The organism is Neisseria mucosa (assembly GCA_003028315.1).
In the GTDB taxonomy this organism is placed as follows: Bacteria; Pseudomonadota; Gammaproteobacteria; order Burkholderiales; family Neisseriaceae; genus Neisseria; species Neisseria mucosa.
This window is the reverse complement of sequence record CP028150.1, coordinates 481,146-500,718: the sequence shown is the minus strand read 5'-3', so window position 1 is coordinate 500,718 and position 19,573 is coordinate 481,146. Positions and strand designations below refer to the sequence as shown.

Below are 19,573 nucleotides of genomic sequence, written 5' to 3'. Positions count from 1 at the left end.
CGACACATTCGTCCCAAAAATGCCGCAGCACACCGCCAACACTCAAAACAATAATTTCTTAATTAACAATATATTAAGATTATTTTAACAAAGAAACTGTATTAAAACTCTAATTTCCTATTTGATTAGAGTATAATTCCTAAAATCTTAAAACAGGCGTCATTTAGCCGATAAAAGCAACCTCGATACAGATACCGTCTATTAAAAACACCACCCGCAACCATCAAGGAACCCATACATGCAAAACAACTTCGACCCATTGCACATCCGAGGCAAATCATTGATTCCCGTCGTCCAAGGCGGGATGGGCGTGGGCGTTTCCGCATCGAAACTCTCCAGCGCGGTCGCCCGCGAAAACGGTGTCGGCACGATTGCCAGCGTCGATTTGCGCCACCTGCATGACGACCTGCTCGCCGAATCCAAAATCAACCCGAGTGAAGAAAAATACACCCGACTCAACTGTACCGCGCTTGACCGTGAAATCCAAAAAGCCAAAGCCGACGCAAACGGCAAAGGCATGATTGCCGTCAACGTCATGAAGGCCGTCAAAGACCACGCCGCCTATGTCCGCCAAGCCTGCGAATCGGGTGCGGACGCGATTGTGATGGGCGCGGGATTGCCGCTGGATTTGCCCGAAATGACCGAGGGTTATCACAAAGATGTCGCCCTGTTCCCGATTTTGTCCGAATCGCGCGGTATCGGCATCGTATTGAAACGCTGGATGAAAAAAGGTGTTTTGCCCGACGCCATCGTTATCGAACATCCCGCACACGCTGCCGGACACTTGGGCGCGGCAAGCGTGGCAGGTGTGAACGATGCCAAGTTTGAATTCAAACGCGTCATCGAAGAAACTTTCGAAGTATTCAAGAACTTAGGTCTTGAAAGTGAAAAAATCCCGCTCATCCTCGCCGGTGGCATGGCGAACTTTGAAAAAGTCAAAACCGCGCTGAAAAACTGGGGCGCATCCGCCGTCCAAATCGGCACGGCGTTTGCGGTTACCGAAGAAGGCGATGCCCACATCAACTTCAAAAAAACGCTGGCAGGCGCAGAAACCGAGCATGTTGTCGAATTTATGTCCGTCGCCGGACTGCCCGCACGCGGTGTGCGCACCAAATTCCTAGACAGCTACATCAAGCGCGAATCCAAGCTGCAAGCCAATGCCAAAGCCGACCCGCGCCGCTGTACGCAAGGCTTGAACTGTCTGACCAGCTGCGGCCTGCGCGACGGTTTGGCAAAAGCCGGACAATTCTGCATTGATATCCAACTCTCTGCCGCTTTCCGTGGCGAAGTCGATAAGGGCTTGTTTTTCCGAGGTAAAGACCCGCTACCGTTTGGCAACGCCATCCGCACGGTGCAAGAAACCATCCAATATCTGCTCAACGGCGCTCTTCCCGCAGCAGCTAAATAATTCATATCCGCAGATGAACGCTAAAAAAGGGCATATTTCAATATGCCCTTTTTTAGTGGATTAACTTTAAACCAGGACAAGGCGAGGCAACGCCATACTGGTTTAAAGTTAATCCACTATATCTTGCCTGCAAATCGCATGATGCTTAAAAAGGTCGTCTGAAACCGATTTTCAGACGACCTTTTCCCAACGCTGCCTCCCTTTTCCTGCACACATTGTCAACAAAATCCGCATAAAAAATGCTAAGATGACCGTCTCGATAGACATTTGGAACACCCATGAACCCACTACTCGACCAGCTCCAACCCTATCCGTTTGCCCGCCTGCGCGAAGCCATGCAGGGCGTTAATCCTCCCGAAGGTGTCACCCCCGTCCACCTTCACATCGGCGAACCGAAACACCCTACCCCCGAAGTCATCACCAATGCGCTGACCGCCTCGCTGCACGAACTGGAAAAATACCCCCTGACAGCAGGTCTGCCCGAGCTGCGTCAGGCCTGTGCCGACTGGCTGCGCCGCCGTTACGACGGACTGACCGTCAACCCCGATACAGAAGTCCTGCCCGTACTCGGCAGCCGCGAAGCCTTGTTTTCCTTCGTTCAAACCGTCTTAAACCCCGCTTCAGACGACCTCAAACCCGTCATCCTCAGCCCCAACCCGTTCTACCAAATCTACGAAGGCGCAGCCATCCTCGGCGGCGGCGAAATCCGTTTTGCCAACTGCCCTGCCCCGTCCTTCAAGCCCGATTGGAAAAGCATCACCGGAGACGTATGGCAACGCACCAAAGTCATGTTCGTCTGTTCGCCCAACAACCCCAGCGGCAGCGTCCTGCAACTGGAAGACTGGCAAGAAATCTTTGATCTGCAAGACAAATACGGTTTCATCATCGCTTCCGACGAATGTTATTCCGAAATCTATTTCGACGGCAACAAACCCATAGGCGGCTTACAGGCGGCAGCGCAATTAGGACGCGGCAACCGCAATATCGTTATGTTCACCAGCCTCTCCAAACGTTCCAACGTTCCCGGACTGCGCTCCGGCTTTGTCGCAGGCGATGCCGAATTGCTTAAAAACTTCCTGCTCTACCGCACCTACCACGGCAGCGCGATGAGCATCCCCGTCCAACGCGCCAGCATCGCCGCGTGGAACGACGAAGAACACGTCATTGCCAACCGCCGCCTATACCAGGAAAAATTCGATCGCGTCATCCCCATTTTGCAGCAGGCATTCGATGTCAAACTGCCCGACGCATCATTCTACATCTGGCTGAAAGTCCCCGATGGCGACGATTTGGCATTTGCCAAAAACCTCTGGCAAAAAGCCGCCATCCAAGTCCTCCCCGGCCGCTTCCTCGCCCGCGATACCGAATGGGGCAACCCCGGTGAAGGCTACGTCCGCATCGCCTTGGTCGCCGATGTCGACAGCTGCGTCAAAGCCGCTGAAACCATCGTTTCCCTGTATCGCTGAATAAAGTGGCAATTCAATAAAAGGTCGTCTGAAAACTTTAAATCCGAGTTTGAACTGCACCCCAAAAGTTGGACATCCCCTCCAACTCACAAGGTGCAGTTTTTTTATGAGCAAATATATAGTTAATTAAAATCAAAATAGGACAGTAGCGCATCGTCAAATCGGGCGTAATCAGACAATACGGTTCGCAGATACCGCTTAATATTTGCCCACACCTTCTCAATCGGGTTGAGCTCAGGTGAATAAGGTGCAAGAGGCAATACCTTATGTCCCCATTTTTCCGCCATTTCCCGTAAAACACCCATACGGTGAAATCGTGCATTATCTAAAATAATCACCGATTTTTGAGTCAATGCGGGCAGTAGGCATTGCTGAAACCACGCTTCAAAAAAGACTCCGGTCATCGTATTTTGATAAACCATCGGAGCAATCAGCCGGTTGCCGACTTGTGCGGACACCAGAGATAAGCGTCGGTATCTTTTTCCACTTATCTGCGCTTTCACTATTTGCCCTTTCTGGCTGCGGGCATAGGGACGGAACAGGTAGCGGTCAAATCCTGTTTCATCCAAATAAACACGTTGGTAGTCGGAAAATTCGGCCAGCTGTGTCAAATAATGCGTTACTTTGGCCGGATCTTGTTCTTTGTAAGTGGTGGTCTTTTTTTGCGCGTCATTCCCATCTGTTTGAGTGCATAGCAAACGGCGGCTGGCGTACAATCAAAATGTTTGGCGATTTCATGCAGATAGGCATCCGGGTGTTGCCCAACATATTGAGCCAGTTTTTGCCTATCCAATTTGACGGCATTTAGACCGGTAACTTGATGTTTTAGGCTGCCTGTTTGTTTTTTAAGGCGAATCCACAGGTAAAGCGTGTTTCTTGACAAGTTAAATGTTGCTGCGGTTTGGCTGATGTTTTTGCATTGTTCGTAATAGTTTAAAGCTTTGTTTCTTAAGTCCGCAGAGTATGCCATGGTTAAACCTTCAAAGTTGAGTATTGTACTATTTTATTTTTAATTGACTATACATTACACTTCAAATACCAAGCCGTACTCCACTATCTGCATATACGCAGCCAACAGCGTACTGCAGACCACTACGGCATTTCCCGAACCCACCTGAGACGATGGATACGCGCCTATCAAGAAGGCGGTATCGGCGCACTCGAACATCCCCAATCCAAAACCATGCCCCAACACCGCAAAAACCCCTTCATCGCAGATAAACCCGACCAAGAAAAAACACAGGCAGAGCTTATCGAAGAGTTGTGCTATATGCGCGCAGAGGTCGCCTACCTAAAGGAGTTAAAAGCCCTCAGCCAAAAGCGGACCGAAAAGGACAAAGCCAAACCGTCCAAACACTGAGGGCGCAACACCCGCTCAAATACCTGCTGCACATCGCAAACCTGCCCAAAAGCAGCTTTTACTACCACCGTCAAGACCGGCCCGACCCCGACGCAGCCGACAAAGCCCTTATCGCCGAAATCTACGAACAGCATAAAGGACGCTACGGACAAAGGCGCATTGCCGCAGCATTGGGTTGGAACCGCAAAAAAGCAGTGCGGCTGATGAGGCAGCTAGGACTGAAAGCCCTCATACGGGCGAAAAAAGCCTACCGCCATCCCGCCATGGGCGAAATATCGGAACACCTCCTCAAACGTCGGTTCACAGCCAAAAAGCCCAACGAAAAATGGCTGACAGACGTGACCGAACTCAAAGGAAAGGACGGCAAACTGTACCTCTCGCCGATATTGGACTTGTTCAACCGAGAAATCGTCGCCTACGCCATGAGCCGTAATGCTAACAGTGAAATGGTGAAGGAAATGCTCGAAAAAACCGCACCCCGTCTGACTGATAAGGGAACAATGCTGCATTCCGACCAAGGTGTGCTGTACCGTACGGCGGAATATAGGAAATTGATTGCAAAACATTCCATGGTTCAAAGCATGTCGCGAAAGGCGAACTGTTGGGACAATGCGCCGATGGAAAGCTTCTTTGCGGTGTTGAAGACGGAGTGTTTCTATAACGCAGGAGAATTGACGGTGGATGAATTGATGAAACAGATAGATGACTATATGGATTACTACAACCGGGAGCGTTGCAGTTTGAAATTGAAAAAGCTGAGTCCTGTCGCATACAGAACCCAGCTTGCACAGAGCGCCTGAATAGGCTTTTATGAGTGTCCAAGATTTGGGGGCCAGTTCAGTTTTCAGACGACCTTTTTGATTTAGAGATTTCCTCCCACCCCCTTAAACTTCTCCACAAACGCCGCAATTTTCTGAAAAACACTTTGTTTCTTCGTCAGATATTGCGGGTTGAGCGGACTCATTTTCGGCAGGGCTTCGGTCAGTTCCGTGCCGTTTTCGCTGGCATAGCCGCGTTTGAGCGAGCCGGTCAAATAACGTTTAGCGGCGGTTTCGTTCAAACCTTCGGCGGCAATCAGCTCTGCTGCTTCACTCCTCATCACCTCTTGCGCATAGGTGTAGAAGGTTTCCAGTATGGTGGGAACGTCGGGTACTTTGTCCAAATCCGTATCGTTGATGAAATCCACAATCAGGCTCTCTTTGGCGCGGTGGCCGATACTTGCGCGGATGATGCGGCGGATTTCTTCCACCAGCTCCGCTTTGCCTTTGATTTTTTTGTGATGCTCGAAAACCAGTTGCAAGATGTAATCCAGATTGATTTCCTGTGATTTGAGCAAATCCACCTCAAAAACCACATCGTCCCAATCAATTTTTGACTGTTCTTTCTGTTCGCCTGCTTTTTGGCGGCGCAGCCAGTCGCGGATGTCATTGTAGACAGAGCGATAATCCTGCACTGCCCTTTCAGAGGGCATCGGCACTTTCCGCATTTTCTGCACATCTTCATCGCTCAGGTAGTATTTTTCCTGAAACGCCTTCATAGCATCTTCGTCCGCCGCATCCACATTCTGCAACTCGCGCAATGCGGCAAATTCATCGTAGTTCTGCAATACGTTTTCCGCCCGCAGGTATTCGCCGAAGAGCTTGGCAAAATCTTTTTTGTCTTTTTCCGTTTCGATTTTGTCGGGATCGGGGAAACGTTGGCGCAATTCTTTTGCCACATCCAAATAACCGCGCCGCGCTTCGCCGGTCAGGCTGTCGGTATAGCCGTTCATGTATTCTTCGTAACTTTTTTCCAGCACCACATTTTTGGTGTTTTTGTCGCCAAACAGGGTAATCGCATCAATGGTTGCCTGCTCCAAATTGCGGAAGCAGACAATGTTGCCGAAGGTTTTGGTGGCATCATAAATGCGGTTGGTGCGAGAAAACGCCTGCATCAGGCCGTGATAGCGCAGGTTTTTATCGACGAACAGCGTGTTCAGCGTCGGCGCGTCAAAACCCGTCAAAAACATGCCGACCACAATCAGCAAATCCACTTCCTGGTTTTTCACCCGTTTTGCCAAATCGCGGTAGTAGTTCTGAAAGGCTTTGCTATCCGTGCCGAAATTGGTTTTGAAACAGGCGTTGTAATCATTGATGGCAGCCTGCAAAAATTCTTTCGCGCTGCTGTCCATCGCTTCCGGTTCAAAGGTCTCATCGACAATTTCACCGACGGCGTTTTGCTCTTCGTTGGCTGCAAAGGAAAAAATAGTGGCCACTTTCAGCGGGTGCAGGCTGCCTGCCTGTTGTGTTTTGAACGCTTCGTAATAGCACTTCGCCGCATCCACGCTGCTGACGGCAAACATGGCGTTAAAGCCTTTGCCGCCCGCATTCAGCCGGTGAGTTTTCTGCCTGAACTGGTTCAGGATATATTGCGTGATTTCGCGGATGCGTTCGGGGTGAAGCAGGGCTTGGCGGTTTTCGGCGGCACTCAGTTTCTTCTCGTCCTGTTCCGCTTCCACGGCTTTGAACTGCGGGCGCACATCGTTGTAATCCACTTTGAATTTCAATACTTTTTCATCGCGGATGGCATCGGTAATCACATAAGAATGCAGCTCCCGCCCGAACACGCCCGCCGTGGTTTCCGCGCCCAAAGCGTTTTCGGGAAAAATCGGCGTACCGGTAAAGCCGAACTGACAGAATTTTTTAAATTTCTTTTTCAGGTTTTTTTGCGCTTCACCGAATTGCGAGCGGTGGCATTCATCGAAAATAAATACAACCTGCTGGTGATAAACCGGCAGATTATCTTCACTCTTCATCAGGTTGTTCAGCTTTTGGATGGTGGTAACGATGATTTTGTTGTCGTCTTTTTCCAAATTTCGTTTCAAGCCCGCCGTGCTTTCCGAACCGTTCACGCTGTCGGGCGAAAAACGTTGGTATTCCTTCATCGTCTGATAGTCCAAATCCTTCCTATCCACCACGAAGAAAACCTTGTCGATAAACGCCGATTCCGTCGCCAGACGCGCCGCTTTAAAGCTGGTCAGCGTTTTGCCGCTGCCCGTGGTATGCCAAACATAGCCGCCGCTTTCCGGCTTGTTCCAATTCTTCGCCTGCGCCGAGCTGTTGATTTTCCACAAAATGCGTTCGGCGGCGGCAATCTGATACGGACGCATAATCAGCAGCGTATCATTCGTATCAAACACGCTGTAATGCAGCAAAACGCTCAGCAATACGCTTTTCTGCAGGAACGTGGCGGTAAAGTCTTTCAAATCTTTAATCGGATAATTGTCCGACCGCGCCCAATTCATCGTGAAATCGAAGCTGTTTTTGTCGCGCTTGGTGGTGTTGGCGAAATAGCGCGTGTCCGTGCCGTTAGAAATCACGAAGATTTGCAGGAATTTGAACAGCGAATTTTCGCTGTTGAAGCTCTCTTTGCTGTAACGGTGCACCTGATTGAATGCTTCACGCACCGCTACACCGCGCTTTTTCAATTCAATCTGCACCAACGGCAGACCGTTTACCAACACGGTAACATCATAGCGGTTTGCATGCGTGCCCGTCTGCTCAAACTGGTTGATAACCTGCACATGGTTGCGGGCAAGGTTTTTCTTGTCCAGCAGATAAATGTTTTTCAGACGGCCATCATCAAAAGCGAAATCGTAAATATGGTCGTCGTGGGTTTTGCGGGTTTTATCGGTAATGTTTTCAGACGGCCTGTCCAGATATTCCGTCAAAAAACGCGCCCATTCGTCGTCTGAAAACGCCACATCGTTCAGCCGCTGCAACTGCGCGCGCAGGTTTTCCAGCAGCCTGCTTTGGCTGTTCAAATCCTTGCGGTATTCATAACCCTGATTCTGCAAATCGGTGATTAACTCCGCTTCCAACTGGTTTTCCGATTGGTAGCTGCCCGACTGTTCGATTTTTTCATATTGGTCGAGCACGATGAAATTCGGCGTTTCGGCGATGGGTTTGGTTTCGAGGTTCACGGGTCGTCCTTTGCGGTATCGGGTTTTAAACGGTTTGATGTTCGGATTAGGCTACCTGAAAATGTGCAGGCTGCTTTTTCAGGCAGCCTTGGGGAAGGCAAGCAGCTGTTCGCGGTAATATTCGTATTGTTTGCGGCGCAGGGCGATTTCGTGCGGCAGGCCTTCGCTGATGGAGTTGGTCAGGGTATCGAATTTGTCTAGGATGGCGACGATTTTTTCCTGTTCGGGGAGTGGGGGGATGGGGATTTTAATCATCTTTAATGCATTCGCATTAAGTTGAGGTTGTCCTCCGCCTGAAACTAATTTATTAGCTTGTCGCCAAAACAATTCTCCCTGTGCAAAGTGCCAATAATATTTAGGAATTAAAATATTTTTGTCAAAATCTAACTTGATCAAAAAACCTGCATATACCGCAGGATAATCTTCACTAAAAATCATTGTTTTTCCATATGTTGCTCCTGTTCTAGCCATGAGTAAATCATTTTTCTTTAAGAGATATTTTTTACATTCTGGCAAAACATCTATATATTTTTCTCCATTTGGTATCAATTTCCCGTTAGCATTAATATCGGAAATTCGTATAAACCTAGCTGTTCCTGCATCTTGGGCTTTTGCGATATATCCATATGTAAATTTACCCACTTCCCCCAACGTCTTCCAAACCACATCTTTCAGACGGCATTGATAGCCATCAGCTATCCCCCCCCCCGATTTGATTGTCAAAATCTAAAAGAAAGTCGCGGTAATACTGGTATTGGCGTTTGCGCAGGGCTAATTCTGCTTCCAGCGTAGCTTCCAGCGTAGCTTCCAGCTCGGTGAATTTGTCAAGTATTTTTACAATTTTTTGTTGGGTTTCCAGGGGTGGGACGGGGATTTTGATTTTTTCGATTGATACCCGCCCAAGCCTTGGAACGCTTGCTTTTCTAATTTGGCTTGTTAATTGGTGTCTTTCTGAAAGAAGAAAATAATATAAGAATTTGTCATGCAATATTTCTTGGGGGCAGTCAAAGTAATAACAATCATCGGCTGCCCAGAATTCAATATCGCTAAAACCGATTTCGCCTGCTGCTCCCGCTGCAATCACAAAAGTCATATATGCTCTGCAATTCTGGTCGTCGTAAAACCCTAACGGTTGCAAACTATTTTGATACACAGGATACTGACCATTATCTTTTAGCTGGTTGCGAACCAATCTTTTACCTCTTGAAATGGGTACAATCTCCCCCAGCAGCTTCCACTCCACCGGTGCCGTCTGAATCATCTCAATCAATTTTTTCGCTTTGTTTTGAATATCCATGGTTGTTTTCCGTTTCCTTCCCGCTGCGGCGGGATATGGGGCGGTTGCGTGTTGGGCTTCGGCCCGCTATGTCCGTTTGCCGTTGTTTCGGCGGGCTGAAGCCCGTCCTGCTTTCAGGCTGCCTGAAATGGTGTGCAGGCTGCTTTTTCAGGTAGCCTGAATGCGGTTATTTTTTGCGGTCTTTTTTCTGTTTAAGCTGTTGCACGGCTGTTTTTTCCAATGCTTTAACGCTTTCCAGATAGGCTTGCTCCACCGGCGACAGGATGCGCGCTTCATAGGCGCGGTATTCGCGTTCGGCTTTCTGCTGTGCCTGTTTGCGGCTGATGCTGCCTGCGCCCTGTAATGTGCCTTGGCCGTAAAGCCCGGAAAATTTGTCCAATTCGGCTATCCAGTCGCGCATATACATGGGGCTTTGCTCCTGCGCTTTGATTTCCGCCAGGTCGAAGAAGGCGGAAACCAGACGGTTCAGGCGGAACAGTTCGTCTTCGGTCAGGTAGTTTTTGGCGATTTTGGCTTCATTCAGGGTGGGGATTGCGCCTTGAAAGGTGGTCAGCCCCATAAAGTCTTTGCTGCTGTCGGCACGGCTGTATATCAGTTCGGCTGCGGTTTGCCGGCTGGCGGCATAGTGCAGTTTGTTTTGAACGGCGGCAAAAAAGGTTTGGCTTTCGCTGCTTTTGGGGTTGTAGTCTTGGCTGGTGGCGTATAAATCAAGCACTTGCCGGTATAGGGCTTTTTCGCTGCTGCGGATGTCGCGGATACGGTTGAGCAGTTCTTTCCAATAGTCGCCGCTGCCCGTGCCTTTCAGGCGTTCGTCGTCTATGGCAAAGCCTTTGGTCAGATATTCGTCCAGCCGTTCGGTTGCCCATTGGCGGAATTGGGTGCCGCGCGCGGAACGGACGCGGTAGCCGACGGCAATAATCATGGGCAGGGAATAGTGGGCGATTTTGCGGTTTACCTTGCGCCCGTTTTCATTTTGAACTGTCAACTGGAAGTTGACAGTTGCCTCCTCTTCCAATTCTTGCTCTGCAAGAATGGTTTTAATGTGTTTGCTGATATTTTGTTTGGTGGTTTGGTACAGTTCTGCCATGTCCGCCTGCGTCAGCCAAAGCTGTCCGCCAAATTCCTGCAAGGCAAATTGGGCAGTGCCGTCGTTGGCGGTGTATAGGATGATGTTCATGCTTCAATCTCTGCAATCACTTCGTCAATTTCGTGCCGCAGCCGTTCGATTTTGGCGACGGTTTCGCTGATTTCGGCATTGAGCTGTTTGATGTCGATAATTTCACGGGTGTCTTCGGCTTCGACATAGCTGCTGACGGCGAGGTTGTAGCCGTTGTCTTTGACGGTTTGCTGGGCTGCGTTTTGGGCAATATGCGGCACATCAGCCTTATCGGCGAAGAGTTTGACGATTTCGGCAATGTGTTCTTCAGTTAAGACGTTGTTGTTGGTTTCTTTTTTAAAGAAGCTGCTTGCGTCGATAAATTGGATGTCGGTATTGTCTTTGTGTTTGGACAAAACCAGGATATTGACGGCGATGCTGGTGCCGTAAAAGAGATTGGGCGCAAGGGCAATCACGGTTTCCACGTAGTTGCCCTCCACCAGATATTGGCGGATTTTCTGTTCTGCGCCGCCGCGATAGAAAATGCCAGGGAATGAGACGATGGCGGCGCGGCCTCTGCCGGAAAGGTAGTTCAGTGCGTGCAGGATGAAGGCGAAATCGGCTTTGGATTTCGGGGCGAGTACGCCTGCGGGGGCAAAGCGGTCGTCGTTGATTAAGGTGGGGTCGTCGCTGCCTATCCAGTTGATGGAATAAGGCGGATTGGAGACGATGGCATCAAAGGGTTTGCCGTCTTTGAGCTTGGGGTTGGTCAGGGTGTCGCCCAATTCGATGTGGAATTGGTTGTAATTGATGTTGTGCAGAAACATGTTCATGCGGGCGAGGTTGTAGGTGGTGTGGTTGATTTCCTGCCCGAAGAAGCCTTCTTCGATGATGTGCTCGTCAAACTGTTTTTTCGCCTGCAAGAGCAGGCTGCCCGAGCCGCAGGCGGGGTCGTAGATTTTGTTGACTTTCTCCTGCCCGTGCACCGCCAGCCGCGCAATCAGCTTGGAGACGCTTTGCGGGGTGAAAAATTCGCCGCCGGATTTGCCTGCGTTGGCAGCGTAGTTGGAAATCAGGTATTCGTAGGCATCGCCAAAAAGGTCGATGTGGTGGTCTTCAAAACTGCCGAAATCAAGTTCCGCCACGCCTTTGAGGACGGCAGCTAGGCGTTTGTTTTTGTCGGCAACGGTGCTGCCGAGCCGGCTGCTGGTGGTATCGAAGTCGTCAAACAGGCCTTTGATGTCTTGTTCGGACGGATAGCCGGAGGCGGAGCTTTCAATCGCGGTAAAAATTTCTTTCAGCTTAGTGTTGAGCTCTTCGTTTTGATGGGCTTCGGCGGCAATATTGCAAAAAAGCTGGCTGGGGTAGATGAAATAGCCTTTGACTTTGACGGCATCGTCTTTGATTTCAGGCGTGATGATGCTGTCTGACATAGCGGCATAATCAATACTGCTGTCGCCGGCTTGCATATAGTCGGTGAAGTTTTCGCTGATAAAGCGGTAGAAAAGCGTGCCGAGAACGTATTGTTTAAAGTCCCAGCCATCCACCGCGCCGCGTACTTCATCGGCGATTTTCCAGATTTGGCGGTGCAGTTGGGCACGTTGTTGTATTTCGGTCATAATCGAAATCTATATAAAAGTTAAACAAATCAAAATCGCCTGATATTTTCAGACGACCTTTGTTATGGGCATTTCAAATTAAGCCAAATTTTCCAGCATCCATTTGACGTAGCGCCCGACACCTGCTTTGACATCCAAAAATTCTTCCTTGTATCCGGCTTCGCGCAGTTTGGTAATGTCGGCCTGGGTGAAGCTTTGGTATTTGCCTTTGAGCGCGTCGGGGAAGGGGATATAGCGGATAAGTTCTTCTTCTATCAGCTCTTTTAAGCTCAGTTCAGGTTTGCCTTCGGCGGCGCGGCAGGCGTTGACGGTAGCGGCGGCGAGTTCGTTGAATTGTTGGCTGCGGCCGGTGCCGAGGTTGTAGATGCCGGAGAGATTGGGGTGGTCGAAGAAGTAGAGGTTGACTTTGGCGACGTCTTCGACGCTGACGAAGTCGCGGGTTTGTTCGCCGTTGCCGTAGCCGTCGTTGGCACCGAACAGGTTGACGTAACCGTGTTCGCGGTATTGGTTGAAATGGTGGAAGGCGACGGATGCCATGCGGCCTTTGTGTTGTTCGTGTTGTCCGTAAACGTTGAAGTAGCGGAAGCCGACGACTTGGGCGGTCAGGCCTTCTTTCATGCGGCGGCGCAATACTTGGTCGAACAGGAATTTGGAGTAGCCGTACACATTGAGCGGTTTTTCAAGTTCGCGCTCTTCGCGGAAGATTTCGCCTTTGCCGTACACGGCGGCGCTGGAGGCGTAGAGGAAGGGGATGCGTTCGTCCTGACACCAGTCCAAAAGGTCGAGCGTGTACTGGTAGTTGTTGTCCATCATGTAGAGGCCGTCGTGGTTCATGGTGTCGGAACATGCGCCTTGGTGGAAGACGGCTTCGATGTTTTCGTAAGGCAGAAGATGGCCGCGCACTTGACGGATGAATTCGTGTTTGTCGAGGTAGTGGGCGATTTCGCACTCGGCAAGGTTTTTGAATTTTTCGCCACGGGTCAGGTTGTCGACGGCGACGATGTCGGTAATGCCGCGTTGGTTGAGGGCTTTGACGATGTTGCTGCCGATAAAGCCGGCCGCGCCTGTTACGATGATGGTCATATTGGGTTTCCTTTGTTTTTTGGTTTTGGCGAAACTCGTTGCACTCGTTTCAGACGACCTTGGAAAGACGGGGTCGTCTGAAAAAGAAATTACTGCTCTTCCAATGCTTTGTTCAACTCTGCAAACGAGCAAACCGCCGTGCCGAGTTTGGCGACGACGACACCGGCGGCGGTATTGGCGAGGTGCATGGCTTCGGGCATGGTGTAGCCTGCCGCCAGCCCCAAGCCCACTCCGGCAATGACGGTGTCGCCTGCGCCGGATACGTCGTAAACTTCTTGGGCGCGGGTGGGCTGGTAAATGGGTTCGCCTTCGCTGAACAGGGTCATGCCCTCTTCGCTTCGGGTCAGTAAAACGGCGGTCAGATCGAGGTGGCGGCGCAGGTTTTGCGCTTTTTCGGTCAGCTCGCTTTCGTTTTTCCAACTGCCGACCACTTCTTTCAATTCGGCGCGGTTGGGCGTAATCAACGTGGCGCCGGCGTATTTTTCATAATCGTCGCCTTTGGGGTCGATTAATACGGTTTTGCCAGCATGTTTCGCCCAATCTATCATATCGGAGATGTGCGACAGGCCGCCTTTGCCATAGTCTGAAAAAATGATTGCGTCGTATTCGGGCAATATTTCACGGTATTTCTGCTTGATTTGCTCCAACACTTCGCGGTTGGGATGCTCTTCAAAATCAAGGCGGATAAGCTGCTGGTTGCGGGCGACGACACGCAGTTTGACGGTAGTGGCGATTTGTTTGTCGCGCATCAGATAGGAGGCAACTCCGTCTTGCGCCATCAGCGCATCGAGCGCGTCGGCGGCTTCGTCGTCGCCGGTTACCGACAACAGCCCTGCTTTACCGCCCAACGAAGCGATGTTGCGCGCGACGTTCGCCGCTCCGCCCGCCCGTTGGTCGATTCGTCCGATTTTCGCCACCGGCACGGGCGCTTCGGGCGAAATACGGGACACGTCGCCAAACCAATAGCGGTCGAGCATCACGTCGCCGACAACAAGGACTTTGGCTTGTGCGAAACGGGATTTGAGGGTTTCTTGTTGGAACTTGGTGGGCATATTGCCTCCGTTGTGTTTTTTCAAACGGCCTCAACCTGTAAGGTCGTCTGAAAATCAGTTTGCTTCAAGGTTCGCTACGCGGTTCACTTCGCGCAATACGGCTACCGGATCAGCAGCTTTGGTTACCGGACGGCCCATCACCAGATAAGTCGAACCCGCTGCCAATGCTTCGGCGGGCGTCATGATGCGGCGTTGGTCGTCGTTGTTGCCGGCAACGTCCAAACGGATGCCGGGCGTTACCAAGACAAAATCCTGCCCCAATTCGCGGCGCAGTGGCGCGGCTTCTTGGGCGGAGCAGACCACGCCGTCCAAGCCCGAACTTTGCGCCAGTTTTGCCAAGCGGATGACTTGTTCTTCAGGGGCGATGTTCAAACCGATTTCCGCCAAATCGCTTTGTTCCATGCTGGTCAACACGGTTACGCCGATTAAGAGCGGCTTCGTGCCGTATCCGGCAACGGCTTCGGCGGCGGCTTCCATCATGCGGCGGCCGCCCGATGCGTGCATATCGACCATCCACACGCCCATGTCGGCGGCGACTTTGCAGGCTTGCGCGACGGTGTGGGGAATGTCGTGGTATTTCAAATCAAGAAAGAGTTTGAAGCCCTGATGAATCAGGCTTTCCGCCAAACTGCGCCCCGTGGCGGTAAACAGTTCTTTGCCGATTTTGATTTGGCACAACGTCGGATCAAGGTTGCGGACGAATCCGAGCGTGTCTTTTTCGTTGGCAAAATCAAGGGCAACGATGACGGGGGTGCGTTGTTGCGGAGTTTGGAAGTCGGTGATTAAAGGATTCATGGTGTTTTCGTTTTGGGTTTTCAGACGACCTTTATCGTCTTTTTCGCAGTAACAACGTAAATTCAAACCGTAGGTCGGGCATTGATGTCCACCTACGCGGACTCAAGCCCCCGACAAACTGTTTCGGATAAATTTGAACCGGTACATCAGCCGTCATTCCCGCGCAGGCGGGAATCCATTGATAAAACTCAGTTCATCAGATTTAAACAGCGATTGCCCAAATTCAGAAATGGATTTCCGCCTGCGCGGGAATGACGCCGAATGATTATTTTTCGGTTGCAACACGCTGTTTATCAAAAACAGGTCGTCTGAAAACCTGATTTCCTGTTTTCAGACGACCTTTTCGATTTATTTGCCCAATGCGCCCAATATTTCGGCTTTCACGGCTTCTACCGGCTGAGTGCCGTCAACCTTGATGTATTTCGGCGCGTGTTCGCCTTCCAGCTTGCTGTAAAAATCGACCAGCACTTCGGTTTGCTCGTGGTACACGGCAAGGCGTTTTTTGACGGTTTCTTCTTTGTCGTCGTCGCGCTGAATCAAATCTTCGCCGGTTACGTCGTCTTTACCTTCGACTTTGGGCGGATTGTAGGTAACGTGGTAGGTACGGCCGGAAGCCAAGTGGACGCGGCGGCCGCTCATGCGGTCGACAATCACGCTGTCGGGTACGTCGATTTCAACGACCGCGTCCAAATCCACACCCGCTTCAACCATCGCTTCGGCTTGTGCCAGCGTGCGCGGGAAGCCGTCGAACAGGAAACCGTTTTTGCAGTCGTCTTGCGCGATGCGCTCTTTGACCATGCCGATGATGATGTCGTCGCGCACCAAGCCGCCTTCGTCAATGATTTTTTTCGCTTCCAAACCCAGCGGCGTGCCTGCTTTAATCGCAGCGCGGAGCATATCGCCGGTAGAAATTTGCGGAATGCCGAACGCAGCGGTGATGAATTGTGCCTGAGTGCCTTTGCCCGCGCCCGGCGCGCCTAACAATAATACTTTCATGGGTGTTCCTTCTTATTAAGTGATATAGATTTGAAACGTGATTCAAATGATTTTACACGGCTTGCGTTTATCGTTCAAAACTTCAGACGGCCTGTTCCGCGCCGAAATGTTTCCATGCGTCATCGCGCATTTCGGCAAACCATGTGTCTTCGGGAAAACGCTCCAATGCGTCTTTCAAAGTGGAAAGCAGGTTTTGCGATAAAGTCTTCGCCAGATACTCTTCCTCGTTGGCTTCCGCCGCCTTGTCCGCCTGCTGCGCCAAACCGAGCGCGCGGGTCTGATGCCCGTGTGCCAAGTAGTTGAGTGCAATCACCTTTTGCGCCCAAAGCTGCGGAATCTCAGGGCTGTCTTGCAGCAAAACCGACAAAATCGACACGGCAACTGTCAGCCTGCCCCCGTTCAAACGCAAATCCAGCGAACGGTTCGGCGGCAGCGTACTGAGCGTTTCCGCCATACGGAACCAAAACTCGCCGCTGGCTTCATCCGGCGCGGCGGCTTTCAACATCTCATAGTTAAACTCTTGGTCGTCGTTTTGAACCAGCAGGGCAACATCGGCAAGCAGTTTTTGCTCTTCGCGGCTCAAATGGCGTAAATCGGTCATGTTTTTCCTTTCAGACGGCCTCAAAGACGGCTCGGACCCTGTCCAAATCTTCCTGCGTATCCACACCGGCTGCGGGGGCTTGTTTGGCGGTTTCGACGGCAATCGGGTAGCCGTGCCACAGGACGCGCAGTTGCTCCAGCGATTCGATGGTTTCCAGCGGCGAGACGCTCATTTCGGCGTAGCGTTGCAGAAAACCGGCGCGGTAGGCGTAGATGCCGATATGGCGCAGGACGGCGGTTTCGGCGGGCAATTCGCGTTTTTCGGCGCGCATGGCATCGCGCGGATAGGGAATCGGAGCGCGGCTGAAGTAGATGGCATTGCGGTTTTTGTCGAGGACGACTTTGACGACGTTGGGATTCATAAATTCGTCGAAATCGTGCAATTCGTGTGCCGCGGTCGCCATTTGTACGTTGTTTTCCACCAAGACTTCGGCGGTGCGGTCGATGAGTTCGGGGGCAATCAGCGGCTCGTCGCCCTGTACGTTGACGACGACCAGATGTTGCGGCAGTTTTAGTGCGGCGGCGGCTTCGGCAAGGCGCGTCGTGCCGCTTTCGTGTCGGTTTGACGTCATGACGACTTCGACGCCGTGTGCCTGACAGGCCGTCTGAATATCGGGATGGTCGGTGGCAACGACGACACGCGCGGCTTTACTTTTTGCCGCCTGTTCGGCAACGCGCACGACCATCGGTTTGCCGTGAATATCCGCCAAGGCTTTTCCGGGCAGGCGCGATGAATCCAGCCGCGCCGGAATCAATACGACGAATTCGGTCATGCTTTGAGTTCCTCTTCGCTCAACGGGCGTGCTTCGTTTTCCAGCATGTAGGGAATGCCGTCTTTAATCGGATAAGCCAGCTTCGCCTGACGGCTCCACAACTCTTGTTTGTCCTGATGATATTCCAGCCTGCCTTTGGTAACGGGGCAGACGAGGATGTCTAAGAATTTTTTTTCCATGGGGTTTCTTTCGGGTTTGATGGTTTTAGCGAAGCTCGCTTCGCTCGTTTTGGCGAAACTTGCTTCGCTCGTTTTCAGACGACCTCAAGCGGCATTATTTTTTCCGTGCCGGTTTGTTCGGCTGTTTGGCGCAGGCTTGGGCAGGATTTTTGCCTTCGCACATGATTTGGCGGATTTCGCGCCTCAAGTTTGCGCTTTGGTTGGATTGGGTGTATTTGCCGGCAAGGATGTCCATCATAGGTTTCACCGTTGCCTCAAGATAGCGCGGCGTTTTGTCCATTATCGATTGACCTACCGCCGTGCTGTAAAAGCCAATCAATGCGTTGACTTCTTCTTGCGTATAAACCGTCTTCATGCCGTCTAAAGTCGCTTTACGCAATTGGGCGCGCACTTGCGGCGTGTTGATTTCGGCAATCGACCGGGTTGCATACTTTTTCAATACCGCCTCCAACTGCGGACGTTTGTCTTCCGGCGCATCTTTCAAAAATTTCTGTACATTCGGATCGGAAAGCACAATGCCCTCCATGCTTTGGAAAGACTGGTCCAACAGGGCATCCATCTTCTGCACTTCAAACAGACGCTCCAGCGACGCGTCGCTGGGTGTAGCGGCAAATGCGTTGGCACACAATGCAAAGGCAGTAAGGGGCAGCAACAGGGTTTTCAATTTCATCTTTCTCTCCTTCTAAAAACAAAAATACAAATGTTCAGACGATGTTTCCCAAATAAGACGGCTTGCCAGGCATGAATGCCTGACCTACAGAATATTTTCAGACGACCTCTTCAGCAAGACCTAACTGCTCCAACACAAATTCCGCTAAATCAGGTTCGATTATCGCACAAACGGGCAACACCCATACATGGTTTAGATTGAGGTCGTTTGAAAACTTGACCGCATCCTTTTCCGTAATAATGACAGCATCCGCATTGGGCAAATCTACCGCTGCAATGTCGGCATGGTCGGGCAGCGCGACGGTTTGGTTCAATATGATGCCCATGTTCCGCAACGAATCGAAAAAGCGCTCCGGCTTGGCAATACCTGCCACGGCGGCGACGGTTTGGTTTTTCAGACGACCTGTATCCAGTATTTCAGACGGCTGGTTCAAACGGTAAATCTGTCCCGTTTCGATACGGCTGTGAAACATGTTTTCAGACGGCACAAACGACGCATCCGCCTTGCTGCCGCTGACGACGACCGCATCCACCGAATCCAGCCGCGACAAAGGTTCGCGCAAACTGCCGTTGGGCAGCAAATCCAAATCCGTGCGCCCCGTATCCGCCGCCGGAAACACGGCGATTTCCACATCCCGCCGCAGGGCGTAATGCTGCAAACCGTCGTCCGCCACAATCAGCCCGATGTCGGGGTGCGCCGCCAGCAACGCTCTGCCTGCCTCCGCACGGCTGCTGCCCACCGCCGTCGGCGCGCCGGTTTTACGGAACAGCAGCAAAGGCTCGTCGCCTGCATCTCCCGCACGGCTCGCGGCATTCAATACATGAACCGCCTTACTCTTGCGCCCGTAGCCTCGGCTGATGATGCCGACCTTTACGCCTTTTTCCTGCAAACCCGACACCAGCGCGGCGACAATCGGCGTTTTCCCCGTCCCGCCCACGTGGATATTGCCGACCACGACCACAGGTACGGGCAGCTTTTCGCTTTTCAGACGACCTGAAACGAAATCATCGCGCCGTTTTGCCGCAATTTTGGCAAACAGCTTGGATAAGGGTTTGAGCAGGAGAGATAAAAACGGATTGGGGCGTTGCCAATGGCGTTCGATGATTTGATGGAGTTTGGGCATTCAGACGACCTTGAAATATTCGACTGAAGATTATATAACACAAGCCTATCGGCTATAAATGCCGCCCGAAACCCCTTATAATCCAACCTTTCCCC

General features: G+C 51.3%; 19 protein-coding genes and 1 pseudogene. 5 read left to right on the top strand and 15 right to left on the bottom strand.

What is annotated here, in order from left to right; genetic code table 11:
- The first annotated feature begins 238 nt into the window (after positions 1-238).
- From NM96_02550 to NM96_02540, 3 genes and pseudogenes are all read left to right on the top strand, one after another.
- Positions 239-1,408, top strand: a complete 1,170-nt coding sequence (locus NM96_02550; GenBank protein ID AVR78387.1) for a nitronate monooxygenase — start codon at positions 239-241, stop codon at positions 1,406-1,408.
- A 278-nt stretch (positions 1,409-1,686) separates the two neighbouring features.
- Positions 1,687-2,874, top strand: coding sequence for a succinyldiaminopimelate transaminase (locus NM96_02545; protein AVR78386.1), 1,188 nt, complete (start codon positions 1,687-1,689; stop codon positions 2,872-2,874).
- 16 nt (positions 2,875-2,890) lie between these two features.
- Positions 2,891-3,001: pseudogene (locus NM96_02540) on the top strand (transposase).
- Here NM96_02540 and NM96_02535 read toward each other — a convergent pair.
- Positions 2,997-3,844, bottom strand: a protein-coding gene (locus NM96_02535) for an IS630 family transposase (GenBank protein AVR78385.1) whose coding sequence is annotated in 2 segments (ribosomal slippage) — positions 2,997-3,529 and positions 3,529-3,844 — 849 coding nt in all. Because the reading frame shifts where the segments join, the coding sequence is not laid out codon by codon here. The pseudogene NM96_02540 and the gene NM96_02535 sit on opposite strands and share 5 nt — an antisense overlap.
- A gap of 30 nt (positions 3,845-3,874) precedes the next feature.
- Here NM96_02535 and NM96_02530 point away from each other — a divergent pair.
- Both NM96_02530 and NM96_02525 read left to right on the top strand, forming a co-directional pair.
- The gene (locus tag NM96_02530; protein ID AVR78384.1) at positions 3,875-4,234 is read left to right on the top strand and encodes a helix-turn-helix domain-containing protein; all 360 of its coding nucleotides are present in this window, start codon (positions 3,875-3,877) and stop codon (positions 4,232-4,234) included.
- On the top strand, positions 4,138-5,034 hold the full coding sequence (locus tag NM96_02525; GenBank protein ID AVR78383.1) for an IS3 family transposase: 897 nt from the start codon (positions 4,138-4,140) through the stop codon (positions 5,032-5,034). The genes NM96_02530 and NM96_02525 overlap by 97 nt, the downstream gene beginning before the upstream one ends.
- A gap of 62 nt (positions 5,035-5,096) precedes the next feature.
- On the opposite strand, the gene NM96_02520 is transcribed toward NM96_02525, so the two are convergent.
- The 14 genes from NM96_02520 to NM96_02455 form a co-directional block, all read right to left on the bottom strand.
- A complete protein-coding gene (locus tag NM96_02520) occupies positions 5,097-8,195 on the bottom strand; it encodes a type I restriction endonuclease subunit R (GenBank protein ID AVR78382.1) in 3,099 nt (1,032 codons plus the stop codon).
- A gap of 78 nt (positions 8,196-8,273) precedes the next feature.
- Entirely contained in the window at positions 8,274-8,921 is a 648-nt protein-coding gene (locus NM96_02515; GenBank protein AVR78381.1) for a type I restriction endonuclease subunit S, read from the bottom strand.
- The gene (locus tag NM96_02510) at positions 8,887-9,492 is read right to left on the bottom strand and encodes a restriction endonuclease subunit S (GenBank protein ID AVR78380.1); all 606 of its coding nucleotides are present in this window, start codon (positions 9,490-9,492) and stop codon (positions 8,887-8,889) included. The genes NM96_02515 and NM96_02510 overlap by 35 nt, the downstream gene beginning before the upstream one ends.
- A 166-nt stretch (positions 9,493-9,658) precedes the next feature.
- Positions 9,659-10,669 carry a cell filamentation protein Fic gene (locus NM96_02505; protein ID AVR78379.1) on the bottom strand — a complete coding sequence of 337 codons (1,011 nt, stop codon included), beginning with the start codon at positions 10,667-10,669 and terminating at the stop codon, positions 9,659-9,661.
- A complete protein-coding gene (locus NM96_02500; GenBank protein ID AVR78378.1) occupies positions 10,666-12,210 on the bottom strand; it encodes a type I restriction-modification system subunit M in 1,545 nt (514 codons plus the stop codon). The genes NM96_02505 and NM96_02500 overlap by 4 nt, the downstream gene beginning before the upstream one ends.
- 75 nt (positions 12,211-12,285) lie before the next feature.
- Positions 12,286-13,290, bottom strand: a complete 1,005-nt coding sequence (gene rfaD, locus NM96_02495; protein ID AVR78377.1) for an ADP-glyceromanno-heptose 6-epimerase — start codon at positions 13,288-13,290, stop codon at positions 12,286-12,288.
- 89 nt (positions 13,291-13,379) lie between these two features.
- Positions 13,380-14,342 (bottom strand): D-glycero-beta-D-manno-heptose-7-phosphate kinase, encoded by a 963-nt coding sequence (gene rfaE1 / locus NM96_02490; GenBank protein AVR78376.1) that lies wholly within the window; start codon positions 14,340-14,342, stop codon positions 13,380-13,382.
- A gap of 54 nt (positions 14,343-14,396) precedes the next feature.
- The gene (locus NM96_02485; protein AVR78375.1) at positions 14,397-15,137 is read right to left on the bottom strand and encodes an orotidine-5'-phosphate decarboxylase; all 741 of its coding nucleotides are present in this window, start codon (positions 15,135-15,137) and stop codon (positions 14,397-14,399) included.
- Positions 15,138-15,485: 348 nt separating this feature from the next.
- On the bottom strand, positions 15,486-16,133 hold the full coding sequence (locus tag NM96_02480; protein ID AVR78374.1) for an adenylate kinase: 648 nt from the start codon (positions 16,131-16,133) through the stop codon (positions 15,486-15,488).
- An 82-nt stretch (positions 16,134-16,215) separates the two neighbouring features.
- On the bottom strand, positions 16,216-16,734 hold the full coding sequence (locus tag NM96_02475) for a 3-deoxy-manno-octulosonate cytidylyltransferase (GenBank protein AVR78373.1): 519 nt from the start codon (positions 16,732-16,734) through the stop codon (positions 16,216-16,218).
- A 10-nt stretch (positions 16,735-16,744) separates the two neighbouring features.
- Positions 16,745-17,506: a 3-deoxy-manno-octulosonate cytidylyltransferase gene (locus NM96_02470; protein AVR78372.1), complete on the bottom strand. Its 762-nt coding sequence runs from the start codon at positions 17,504-17,506 to the stop codon at positions 16,745-16,747.
- Positions 17,503-17,685, bottom strand: coding sequence for a Trm112 family protein (locus tag NM96_02465; protein AVR78371.1), 183 nt, complete (start codon positions 17,683-17,685; stop codon positions 17,503-17,505). Before NM96_02465 ends, NM96_02470 begins: the two co-directional genes overlap by 4 nt.
- 94 nt (positions 17,686-17,779) lie before the next feature.
- Positions 17,780-18,355 carry a DUF2059 domain-containing protein gene (locus NM96_02460; protein AVR78370.1) on the bottom strand — a complete coding sequence of 192 codons (576 nt, stop codon included), beginning with the start codon at positions 18,353-18,355 and terminating at the stop codon, positions 17,780-17,782.
- Positions 18,356-18,452: 97 nt separating this feature from the next.
- Positions 18,453-19,478: a tetraacyldisaccharide 4'-kinase gene (locus NM96_02455; protein ID AVR78369.1), complete on the bottom strand. Its 1,026-nt coding sequence runs from the start codon at positions 19,476-19,478 to the stop codon at positions 18,453-18,455.
- Between the last annotated feature and the right edge of the window lie 95 nt (positions 19,479-19,573).